General features: G+C 44.9%; 7 protein-coding genes and 1 pseudogene. All 8 read left to right on the plus strand.

What is annotated here, in order from left to right; genetic code table 11:
• Nucleotides 1-518 precede the first annotated feature (518 nt).
• The 8 genes and pseudogenes from ltrA (at nucleotide 519) to CI960_RS02135 (ending at nucleotide 12,648) form a co-directional block, all read left to right on the plus strand.
• Complete coding sequence (ltrA, locus tag CI960_RS02100) at nucleotides 519-2,192, plus strand: group II intron reverse transcriptase/maturase (protein WP_032559093.1); 1,674 nt, start codon at nucleotides 519-521, stop codon at nucleotides 2,190-2,192.
• A 98-nt stretch (nucleotides 2,193-2,290) separates the two neighbouring features.
• Nucleotides 2,291-3,454, plus strand: a pseudogene (locus CI960_RS02105) (DNA methylase); the annotation flags it as partial.
• Nucleotides 3,455-4,111: 657 nt separating this feature from the next.
• Nucleotides 4,112-6,037, plus strand: coding sequence for a tetracycline resistance ribosomal protection protein Tet(Q) (gene tet(Q), locus CI960_RS02110; RefSeq protein ID WP_004291466.1), 1,926 nt, complete (start codon nucleotides 4,112-4,114; stop codon nucleotides 6,035-6,037).
• Nucleotides 6,037-8,355, plus strand: a complete 2,319-nt coding sequence (locus CI960_RS02115; RefSeq protein WP_094582190.1) for an ATP-binding protein — start codon at nucleotides 6,037-6,039, stop codon at nucleotides 8,353-8,355. The genes tet(Q) and CI960_RS02115 overlap by 1 nt, the downstream gene beginning before the upstream one ends.
• The gene (locus tag CI960_RS02120) at nucleotides 8,348-9,670 is read left to right on the plus strand and encodes a sigma-54 dependent transcriptional regulator (protein ID WP_004291471.1); all 1,323 of its coding nucleotides are present in this window, start codon (nucleotides 8,348-8,350) and stop codon (nucleotides 9,668-9,670) included. Before CI960_RS02115 ends, CI960_RS02120 begins: the two co-directional genes overlap by 8 nt.
• A 279-nt stretch (nucleotides 9,671-9,949) precedes the next feature.
• Nucleotides 9,950-10,372, plus strand: coding sequence for a dihydrofolate reductase family protein (locus tag CI960_RS02125; RefSeq protein WP_004291474.1), 423 nt, complete (start codon nucleotides 9,950-9,952; stop codon nucleotides 10,370-10,372).
• A 238-nt stretch (nucleotides 10,373-10,610) separates the two neighbouring features.
• A complete protein-coding gene (locus tag CI960_RS02130) occupies nucleotides 10,611-11,216 on the plus strand; it encodes an RteC domain-containing protein (RefSeq protein WP_004304269.1) in 606 nt (201 codons plus the stop codon).
• A 301-nt stretch (nucleotides 11,217-11,517) separates the two neighbouring features.
• A complete protein-coding gene (locus tag CI960_RS02135; RefSeq protein WP_004291480.1) occupies nucleotides 11,518-12,648 on the plus strand; it encodes an ATP-binding protein in 1,131 nt (376 codons plus the stop codon).
• Nucleotides 12,649-12,651 lie beyond the last annotated feature (3 nt).

Below are 12,651 nucleotides of genomic sequence, written 5' to 3' on the forward strand. Positions count from 1 at the left end.
GGGGAAGTCAAGTACGGTTAGTATCATACCGTAGAGTGGCGAGGCTGGATAGTATGGTTAGCGCAAGCGAACTGTTAGTAAACTTCGTAATGTCACGAAAGAGTGTAAGATACTGGCACACTCTACCCAAAAGGGAAGCGGTCGGTTAATCCTCTCCATGGTAGGATTACACGGATATAAGCACCGCCGGAGGATGAGACAGAACCTAACCTATCCGTTAGTTATCTATGTGGAACATGGTAAGCCTGTATTATCTCCTGTCATGTAAAAATGACAGGTAAGCTGACAGCAATGAAAGCCGAATGGTGTGCAGGTATAAGATAACAGAAAAAGCGAACGCCGTTCTGTAATGGAGCGGATACGGATTGAACCGACATCACGGGCTGATGTGGGCGACATCATCCGACACGAAAGTGGGCAGACTTCTGTGACGACATTAGGTAGGCAATCAAACCGAATGTTGTCAAATGGTGATTCTTTACAATTAACTTTTAGAACTTTCAAAAGGAGGAAAGCAAATGAACGAAAACAAGACATCGTGTGCGCCTGCTGACAATCAACAAACACTTTGGGACAGAATAGACTGGACTAAAGCGGAGTTGGCTGTCAGAAAGCTACAAGCACGAATTGTAAAGGCTCAGAAGGAAGGCAGATACAACAAGGTGAAAGCCTTGCAGTGGACGCTGACCCACTCTTTTTACGCAAAAGCCTTAGCCGTAAAGAGAGTTACTTCTAACGGAGGTGGCAACACCCCCGGAGTGGACATGGAAACATGGGAGAAACCCGAAGCAAAAACACAAGCGATAAGCGAACTCAAACGCAGAGGCTACCAGCCGAAGCCATTGAGAAGAGTCCACATCAAAAAGAGTAATGGCAAACTGCGACCGTTGGGAATACCGACAATGAAAGACAGAGCCATGCAAGCACTCTACCTTATGGCATTAGAACCAGTGTCGGAAACAACAGCCGACTCACGTTCATACGGTTTCCGCAAGGAACGCCGCTGTATGGACGCGGTAATGCAATGCCATAACATTCTCCGAAAAGGCTATTCTCCCGAATGGATTCTGGAGGGTGACATAAAGGGGTGCTTCGACCATATCAGCCATGAATGGCTGCTTGCCAACATCCCTATGGACAAGGCAATACTCCGAAAATGGTTGAAATGCGGCTATATCTTCAACAAACAGATGTTCCCGACAGAGGAGGGAACGCCACAAGGTGGCATTATCTCTCCCACGCTTGCCAATATGACATTGGACGGATTGCAGAAAGTCCTTGCAGAGAAATATAAACGAGTTAGAATCAAAGGTAAGTTATATTCGCCAATGGTGAATCTTGTCCGTTACGCTGATGACTTTATAATTACCTGCGAGAACCGTGAAACACTTGAAAAGGAAATCAAGCCATTGGTAGCCGACTTTATGTCTGAAAGAGGTCTGACCTTATCAGAAGAAAAGACGGTGATAACCAATATCCATGACGGCTTCGATTTTCTCGGTTTCAACATCCGCAAATTCGGCAATGAAATATTGACCAAGCCGACCAAGAAAGCCGAAAAACGTTTTATGGAGAATATCCGTAAGGTGACAAAAGGTCATAAGGGTTGCAAGCAGGAATCATTAATCAGGATGTTGAATGCTAAAATTCGAGGATGGGGAGCATATTATCAGCATGGGGCGACACGTGATTCTTTTCACAGAATCGACCATCAGATATTTCTCGCCTTGTGGCAATGGGCTAAACGCCGTCATTCCAAGAAAGGGAAACGGTGGATAAAAGACCGCTATTGGCACAATATCCGAGGGAACAGCTGGACTTTTGCGGCTAAGTTCAAGAAATCAAACGGCAAAGAAGACCAACTTACCTTGTTGAAACTGGCATCTTCGTTTCCTTTTCTGCAATATACGCAGATAAAGGGGGACATGAATCCGTTTGACGCAGACTGCCGCCTGTACTTCAATAAAAGAATGAAGTCAAAGATGCTTGTGACGCTGAAAGGACGTAAATCCCTGCTTTACCTATGGGAAAAGCAAGGTCGGAAATGTCCGATATGTGGTGAACCGATTGACACGCATAAGGCATGGAATGTAATGCCGACTGTACAAGACGGACGGAAATGCAATATGTTGGTTCATGATGAATGTTTCAAATTATCCCGTAAAAAACAATGGAAACAAGAAGTAGGATGAGCCGGTCTCTGCACACGAACAGAGACTTTGAAAAGCTTGAGCCGTATGAGGGGAAACCCTCACGTACGGTTCTGAGGGGGGAAGAGGGCAGTAATGCCCTTGACCTACCCGATCGACCGTCCGACTTGCAACAGCGTGACGGACGCGGAGTTAGGGCAGGTAATGAGATTGCCAAACATTTCGCCGGGAACAACGTGGATGTAATCATCTACGCGGTGGAGAAGTCACTGGACAGCTACAAGTTCAACCTCCTGCACTGCAAGCAGACTTTCATAAGCCAGCTCAAAAGCGGTGCGATGGGTGCGCGTACCATCGACGAGGGGGCAATGGACGAAAAATCGGGCATGAATTTCTCGGAATACATGGCGTTGCTCTCCGGCAATACCGACCTGTTGGACAAGGCGAAACTGGAAAAGCGGATCGCATCGCTCGAAGGGGAACGCAAGTCGTTCAACAAGGGCAAGCGTGATTCGGAGTTCAAGCTGGAGTCAAAGACCGGCGAGTTGCGCAACAACACGGCTTTCATAGATGCCATGACGGAGGACTGGAACCGCTTCCTGTCGGTGGTGCAGACCGACAAGGAGGGCAACCGCCTTAATATAATAAAGGTGGACGGAGTGGATTCCGCCGATGAGAAGGTCATCGGAAAGCGTTTGCAGGAGATAGCCAAGAATGCCACGACCGGAGGGTTGTACACGCAGGTCGGTGAACTTTACGGTTTTCCGATAAAGGTGGTGAGCGAAAGGATACTCAAAGAGGGATTGGAGTTCACCGACAACCGCTTCGTGGTCGAGGGGAACTACAAGTACACCTACAACAACGGGCATCTGGCGATGGCTGACCCGTTGGCCGCCGCCCGCAACTTCCTCAACGCGATGGAGAGGATACCCTCCATCATCGACCAGTACAAGGCGAAGAACGAGGTGCTGGAGATGGAGATACCGCAGTTACAGGAGATAGCGGGTAAGGTGTGGAAGAAGGAGGACGAGCTGAAGCAGTTGAAGTCCGAACTTGCCGCCCTTGACCGAAAAATTCAGCTGGAGCTTGCGCCACCCACGCCCGAAGTCGCAGAAAAGGAGAATGAAGGGCAACAGCTCAAGCCGGAAGCGGAAGATGTGAGGAACAGGCAGGCGCAATATCCCGAAAATGCACCGCCGCAGATACGCAGTCCGGCGGATAGTATCGTTGCCAACCATGTCATAATCGGGCGTCCGGGACTGTATGCCAAGGAGGAAACCCGGTCCAAAGGATTGAAAATATAACCTAAGGAATTTTATCTGAAGTATTAATAAGGGCTATCCCAAAAGGTCTAAAAGTAAATTTTATCCTTTCTGCAAGTATCTATAGGATGGCAACTGCATTTTTTTCTTTTTGGGCAGCCCTTATTAAAATTTATTCTTATTTTAGGTTATATACATTCATGTCCATTTATGTAAAAAATTCCTGCTGACCTTGTTTATGTCTTGTCAGTCACCATTTGCAAAACCATATTTGACCCTCAAAGAGGCTGAATTTGATAAGTAACTTGCTACATACTCATAATAAGGAGCTAAATAGAACACGAATGGGAAATACACAAATGCTAAACTAAAGAAGATATTGGCCAAAATAAACGCTATACCGAGAGAGAAACTTGATTTTTCAACTTCCTAAAACGGTGTTGTTCAAACATTTCTACTTATTTGTACTTGCCAGTTGAACCTACGCTTCCCTAATAAAATGTCTATGGTAAAAAGTTAAAAAATCCTCCCACTTTTGTTAGATATATTTTTTTGTGTAATTTTGTAATCGTTATGCGGCAGTAATAATATACATATTAATACGAGTTAGTAATCCTGTAGTTCTCATATGCTACGAGGAGGTATTAAAAGGTGCGTTTCGACAATGCATCTACTGTAGTATATTATTGCTTAATCCAAATGAATATTATAAATTTAGGAATTCTTGCTCACATTGATGCAGGAAAAACTTCCGTAACCGAGAATCTGCTGTTTGCCAGTGGAGCAACGGAAAAGTGCGGCCGTGTGGATAATGGTGACACCATAACGGACTCTATGGATATAGAGAAACGTAGAGGAATTACTGTCCGGGCTTCTACGACATCTATTATCTGGAATGGAGTGAAATGCAATATCATTGACACTCCGGGACACATGGATTTTATTGCGGAAGTGGAGCGGACATTCAAAATGCTTGATGGAGCAGTCCTCATCTTATCCGCAAAGGAAGGCATACAAGCGCAGACAAAGTTGCTGTTCAGTACTTTACAAAAGCTGCAAATCCCGACAATTATATTTATCAATAAGATTGACCGTGCCGGTGTGAATTTGGAGCGTTTGTATATGGATATAAAAACAAATCTGTCGCAAGATGTCCTGTTTATGCAAACTGTTGTCGATGGATCGGTTTATCCGGTTTGCTCCCAAACATATATAAAGGAAGAATACAAAGAATTTGTATGCAACCATGACGACGATATATTAGAACGATATTTGGCGGATAGCGAAATTTCACCGGCTGATTATTGGAATACGATAATCGCTCTTGTGGCAAAAGCCAAAGTCTATCCGGTGCTACATGGATCAGCAATGTTCAATATCGGTATCAATGAGTTGTTGGACGCCATTTCTTCTTTTATACTTCCTCCGGCATCAGTCTCAAACAGACTTTCAGCTTATCTCTATAAGATAGAGCATGACCCCAAAGGGCATAAAAGAAGTTTTCTTAAAATAATTGACGGAAGTCTGAGACTTCGAGACGTTGTAAGAATCAACGATTCGGAAAAATTCATCAAGATTAAAAATCTAAAGACTATTTATCAGGGCAGAGAGATAAATGTTGATGAAGTGGGTGCCAATGATATCGCGATTGTAGAAGATATAGAAGATTTTCGAATCGGAGATTATTTAGGTGCTAAACCTTGTTTGATTCAAGGATTATCTCATCAGCATCCCGCTCTCAAATCCTCCGTCCGGCCAAATAAGCCCGAAGAGAGAAGCAAGGTGATATCCGCTCTGAATACATTGTGGATTGAAGACCCGTCTTTGTCCTTTTCCATAAACTCATATAGTGATGAATTGGAAATCTCGTTATATGGTTTGACCCAAAAGGAAATCATACAGACATTGCTGGAAGAACGATTTTCCGTAAAGGTCCATTTTGATGAGATCAAGACTATCTACAAAGAACGACCTATAAAAAAGGTCAATAAGATTATTCAGATCGAAGTACCACCCAACCCTTACTGGGCCACAATAGGGCTGACTCTTGAACCCTTACCGTTAGGGGCAGGGTTGCAAATCGAAAGTGACATCTCCTATGGTTATCTGAACCATTCTTTTCAAAATGCCGTTTTTGAAGGGATTCGTATGTCTTGCCAATCTGGTTTACATGGATGGGAAGTGACAGATCTGAAAGTAACTTTTACTCAAGCCGAGTATTATAGCCCGGTAAGTACACCTGCTGATTTCAGACAGCTGACCCCTTATGTCTTCAGGCTGGCTTTGCAACAGTCAGGTGTGGACATTCTCGAACCGATGCTCTGTTTTGAGTTGCAGATACCCCAAGTAGCGAGTTCCAAAGCTATTACAGATTTGCAAAAACTGATGTCTGAGATTGAAGACATCAGTTGTAATAATGAGTGGTGTCATATTAAAGGGAAAGTTCCATTAAATACAAGTAAAGACTATGCCTCAGAAGTAAGTTCGTACACTAAGGGCTTAGGCATTTTTATGGTTAAGCCATGTGGGTATCAAATAACAAAAGACGGTTATTCTGATAATATCCGCATGAACGAAAAAGATAAACTTTTATTCATGTTCCAAAAATCAATGTCATTAAAATAATGGAGCGGTCAGGAAATTTCTATAAGGCAATACGGTTGGGATATATACTTATCTCCATTCTTATCGGATGTATGGCATATAATAGCCTCTATGAATGGCAGGAGATAGAAGCATTAGAACTTGGCAATAAAAAAATAGACGAGCTCCGAAAAGAAATAAACAATATCAATATTCAAATGATAAAATTTTCTCTATTGGGTGAAACAATACTGGAATGGAACGATAAAGATATCGAGCATTACCATGCACGGCGTATGGCAATGGACAGTATGCTCTGCCGTTTCAAGGCCACCTATCCAGCAGAGCGCATCGATAGTGTGCGCAGTCTTTTAGAGGATAAGGAACGACAGATGTTCCAGATAGTCCGGTTAATGGATGAACAACAATCTATTAACAAGAAGATAGCCAATCAAATTCCGGTTATTGTACAGAAAAGTGTGCAGGAACAGTCCAAAAAGCCAAAACGAAAAGGTTTCTTAGGCATATTCGGCAAAAAAAAGGAAGTAACTCCAGCAGTATCAACCACTATCCTTCATTCGGTCAATAGAAACGTAATCAGCGAACAGAAAGTGCAGGATCGCCAATTGTCGGAAGAAGCCGACAGCCTTGCAGCTCGTAATGCAGAACTTAACAGACAACTGCAAGAATTGATTTGCCAAATAGAAGAAAAGGTACAAACCGAACTGCAAAGCCGGGAAAACGAAATAGTTGCCATGCGTGAAAAGTCATTTATGCAAGTAGGCGGTTTAATGGGATTCGTTCTTCTATTGTTGTTAATTTCCTACATCATCATACATCGTGATGCAAAAAGCATTAAACAATACAAGCACAAGACAACTGATTTGATAAGGCAACTGGAACAATCCGTACAACGGAACGAGGCACTGATAACGTCAAGGAAGAAGGCGGTACATACTATCACCCATGAACTGCGCACACCGCTGACAGCAATAACAGGCTATGCCGGACTGATACGGAAAGAACAGTGTGAGGATAAGTCCGGGCAGTATATCCAAAACATACTGCAATCCTCCGACCGTATGCGGGATATGCTTAACACTTTGCTTGACTTCTTCCGCCTGGACAACGGCAAGGAACAGCCCCGTCTGTCACCCTGCCGGATTTCAGCAATCACGCACACACTTGAAACGGAGTTCATGCCTGTTGCCGTGAACAAAGGGCTGTCCTTGTCCGTGAAGACTGGACACGATGCCATTGTATTGACCGACAAAGAGCGAATAATACAAATCGGGAATAACCTGCTGTCAAACGCTGTCAAGTTCACAGAAGAAGGCGGTGTTTCTTTGATTACTGAATATGATAATGGAGTTCTGACACTGGTCGTTGAAGATACAGGTACAGGCATGACAGAAGAGGAACAGAAACAAGCGTTCGGTGCGTTTGAACGTCTATCAAATGCCGCCGCAAAGGAGGGTTTCGGGCTTGGGCTTGCCATAATGCGTAATATTGTGTCGATGCTTGGCGGAACAATCCGTTTAGACAGCAAGAAAGGGAAAGGCAGTCGTTTCACAGTTGAAATTTCTATGCAGGAAGCTGAAGAACAGCTTGGATATACAAGCAATACACCTGTTTATCATAACAATAAATTCCATGATGTTGTCGCCATTGACAATGATGAGGTATTACTTCTGATGCTGAAAGAGATGTATTCCCAAGAAGGAATACACTGCGACACTTGCACCGATGCTGCGGCACTGATGGAAATGATACGCCAGAAAGAATACAGCCTGTTGCTGACAGACTTGAATATGCCCGATATAAACGGTTTCGAATTGCTGGAACTGTTGCGTTCGTCCAACGTGGGCAATTCACCAACAATCCCGGTGGTTGTGGCAACCGCTTCGGGCAGTTGTAACAAAGGGGAACTATTGGCAAAAGGCTTTGCCGGATGCCTGTTCAAACCGTTCTCCATATCGGAACTGATGGAGGTTTCCGACAGGTGTGCCATAAAAGCGACACCGGACGGGAAACCGGACTTTTCCGCCTTATTGTCCTATGGCAATGAAGCCGTCATGCTGGAAAAGTTGATAACTGAAACAGAAAAGGAAATGCAGGCGGTACGGGATGCAGCAAAAGAAAAAGACCTGCAAAAGCTGGATTCCCTGATCCACCACCTGCGCAGTTCGTGGGAGGTGCTCCGTGCCGACCAACCGCTGAATGTACTTTACGGATTGCTTCGTGGCGATGCTCTCCCGGATGGTGAAGCGTTAAGCCATGCCGTGACTGCCGTGCTGGATAAGGGAGTGGAAATAATACGGTTGGCAGAAGAGGAAAGGAGAAAATACGAAGATGAATAAGACAAAAATAATTGTGGTGGAAGACAACATCGTGTATTGCGAATATGTCTGCAATATGCTGTCACGGGAGGGCTACCGCAATATGAAGGCTTACCACCTCTCAACCGCGAAGAAACATCTGCAACAGGCAACAGATAATGATATCGTGGTTGCCGACCTGCGTCTGCCTGACGGCAGTGGCATAGACCTTTTGTGCTGGATGCGAAAGGAGGGAAAGATGCAGCCCTTCATCATTATGACCGACTACGCCGAAGTTAATACCGCCGTGGAAAGCATGAAACTCGGCTCGATAGACTATATTCCCAAACAGCTTGTGGAGGATAAACTTGTCCCCCTGATCCGTTCCATACTGAAAGAACGTCAGGCAGGACAACGCCGTATGCCTATATTCGCCCGTGAAGGTTCCGCCTTTCAGAAAATCATGCACCGCATAAGGCTGGTAGCCGCCACCGATATGAGCGTGATGATATTTGGTGAGAACGGCACGGGCAAGGAGCATATTGCCCACCTGTTGCATGACAAGAGCAAACGTGCAGGCAAGCCATTTGTGGCGGTGGACTGCGGTTCACTCTCCAAAGAGCTTGCACCGTCGGCTTTCTTCGGACACGTCAAAGGTGCATTTACAGGTGCGGACAATGCCAAGAAAGGATATTTCCATGAGGCGGAAGGCGGCACGTTGTTTCTGGACGAGGTAGGAAACCTCGCGTTGGAAACCCAACAGATGTTGCTCCGTGCCATACAGGAGAGGCGGTATCGCCCGGTCGGAGACAAGGCAGACCGGAATTTCAATGTCCGCATCATCGCTGCTACCAATGAAGATTTGGAGGTATCGGTGAATGAAAAGCGTTTTCGGCAGGATCTTCTGTACCGCCTGCACGACTTCGGGATAACCGTTCCTCCGTTGCGTGACTGTCAAGAAGACATTATGCCGCTGGCAGAGTTCTTCCGTGATATGGCAAACAGAGAGCTGGAGTGTAGCGTGAGCGGGTTCAGTTCCGAAGCACGTAAAGCGTTGCTGACACACGCATGGCCGGGCAACGTGCGGGAACTTCGGCAGAAAGTTATGGGTGCTGTATTGCAGGCGCAGGAAGGTGTTGTCATGAAAGAGCATCTGGAACTTGCCGTGACGAAACCGACCTCTACTGTCAGCTTCGCCTTGCGCAATGACGCGGAGGATAAGGAGCGGATATTGCGTGCGTTGAAACAGGCAAACGGCAACCGGAGTGTCGCCGCAGAACTGCTCGGCATAGGCAGGACAACACTATACAGCAAACTTGAAGAGTATGGACTTAAATATAAATTCAAGCAATCATAGCCCGTAATTCACTGAATTTGGCTATCTTTGCATAACATTTGAGAAAAACGGCGATTGGCAGGAGCTTTTCGCCGCCAACATATAGGATAAGACCGCAAGGCGTTTCAAGCGAAAATCTGGTAAATTGGAACTACGGAGACGATTGCGTGATGCTTATGCTATGCTTACGCATAGCGTGCATTCACGTACTCTCCGTAAAGGCTTTACCAGAGCCATCGCTTGAAGGTAGTGTGAATTGCACGCTACTTTTTTACCCTTGCCTAACGAAAGGAAACGATTATGGGTAAAGTTCAGATTCTCGCCGTACTGACGATGGACGGATGTCTTTCTTCAGAGTTATATGATAAAGCACATCAGGATTTGTGCCTTGACCGTTGCGGTCTTGATGAAATCAGGAAGAAAGCCTTTTACCGTGTGACACCGGACTATTCCATTTCAATGCTGCACGAATGGAGAAAAGACTGCACAAACATCCGTTACCTCGCGGAAGCCACACCGGACACGGCAGACTATATAAACGGACTGCTGCGGATGCACGCTGTGGATGAAATCATACTATACACCGTTCCTTTCATATCCGGAAGCGGACGACATTTTTTTAAGTCGGCTCTGCCAGAGCAACACTGGACGCTTTCCTCTTTGAAAAGCTATCCCAACGGTGTATGTCGCATTATCTATATCCTTGATAAAAAAGCAAGATAGCCAAAATGTGCGGCAAGCATACATTTCTATTTTCAGGAATAGAATAAATGTTCCGATTACAAACAATTTAAGTCGGAGATAATTTGTCCTTGTGAAAAAATACTGAATTTTATACCTCTGAAATCCAGCACTTTGTAAAATTGAGTGTTGGATTTTTTATTTTCTGCCGCGTTTTTTGCCAATTATATTCATGTGCGCACGCAGAAAACAAAGTGTAATTTTCAAAATTGACAGAACCATGAATTATTTCTTGCTGGCGGAAACCGACTTTTTCCGCCTGATAAACGAAGCCGGCGACTGCAATATGGAAACGGCATACACGGCTTTCGCCACCCAAGTGATCGAACTGTGCAACGGCGGCATGGACATGAACCTTACCGTCATCGCGCTTGCCTACATCGAAATCGAGTTGCAGCACCATCCCGTACGTAATCTGTCAGAAGAAAAAAGAGAGATTGCCGCCTACGTCAGCAAGGCTCTGTCTTTCGTAAGAAAGATGCAGAAATTCCTTGCCACGCCCCAAGTGCCACCACTAATATCCGCCAACAACGCAACAGAAACCACCGCCAGCCTTCTTCAATGGACGGGCAATGCCATCGACCTCGTGGAACTTATCTACGGCATAGACGTGATGGGCTGCATCAACAACGGCAATATGCCGCTCAAACAGCTCGCCCCACTTCTCTATAAGATATTCGGGGTTGATTCTAAAGACTGCTACCGCTTCTACACTGATATCAAACGCCGGAAGAACGAAAGCCGCACCTATTTCATTGACAGGATGCAGGAAAAACTGAACGAGAGAATGTTGCGTGATGAGGAGTTGGAGCGGATGAGAAAATAAAAAAATATCCATTACATATGAGAAGACAGGAATACTCGTATCCTGTCTTTTTATTTTCATTTAATTATATATTAATTAGCACAATATATGTGAGTTTTTCATTCCTATAAGGACAAATTTCAGAAACGTATGTCTGGTAAATTATTGAGTCATCATAGTATGAACATATATCATTACTAAAAACAATGAAACAACTTCCATAAGATTGTGGTTGTAAAAATCGCCATTTAATAGCCCGTTTTTTTTGTAAAATTCGCCAATTAAAAAAATATGATTATCTTTGCATTATATTTTATAAGGTATGGAAACAGTAAATAGAATACTTCAAGAGAAGATTACAGCACGAATCGCGCCCAATAAAGCAGTACTGATTTTTGGTGCTCGCCGTGTTGGTAAAACGGTAATGATGCGTAAAATTGTGGACAACTATTCAGGTAGGACGATGATGCTCAACGGCGAAGACTACGACACATTAGCACTATTGGAGAATCGCTCAATAGCCAATTATCGGCATTTATTGGATGGTATTGATTTGCTGGCTATTGATGAGGCACAGAACATACCACAAATCGGTAGTATTCTGAAGTTGATAGTTGATGAAATACCGGGAATAAGTGTCTTGGCAAGTGGTTCTTCGTCATTCGATTTGCTGAATAAGACTGGTGAACCGTTGGTCGGCCGCAGTACGCAATTTCTCCTTACACCATTCTCGCAACGGGAAATCGCACAGACGGAAACGGCACTTGAAACCCGCCAGAACCTCGAAGCGCGCTTGATTTACGGTTCCTATCCCGAAGTAGTAATGATGGAGAACTATGAACGTAAAACAGACTACCTACGTGATATTGTCGGTGCATACCTGCTTAAAGATATCTTAGCAATTGACGGCTTAAAAAATTCGAGCAAGATGCGCGATCTACTGCGATTGATAGCTTTTCAGTTGGGCAGCGAAGTTTCTTACGAAGAGTTAGGTAAACAACTCGGCATGAGCAAGACGACCGTTGAAAAATACCTCGACCTATTGGAAAAGGTCTTCGTTATCTATCGTCTGGGGGCTTATTCGCGTAACCTACGCAAGGAGGTTACAAAAGCTGGCAAGTGGTACTTCTACGACAACGGCATTCGCAATGCCATTATCGGGGCTTTCTCACCGCTGGCCATTCGGCAGGATGTCGGTGCGCTGTGGGAGAACTACATCATCGGAGAGCGGCGCAAAGCGAACTTCAATGAGGGACTGCACAGGGAGTTCTATTTCTGGCGCACCTACGACAAACAGGAAATCGACCTGATTGAGGAGAGTGCCGACAGTCTTACCGCCTTGGAGTTCAAGTGGGGAAATAAAATGCCGGCCGCACCGAAAGCCTTCCAAGAAGCCTATCCCTATGCCGAGTTTCATGTGGTAAATCGGGAGAATTATTTGGAGTTCGTATAATCA

The sequence above is a fragment of the Parabacteroides sp. CT06 genome (genome assembly GCF_002257605.1).
GTDB lineage: Bacteria > Bacteroidota > Bacteroidia > Bacteroidales > Tannerellaceae > Parabacteroides > Parabacteroides distasonis.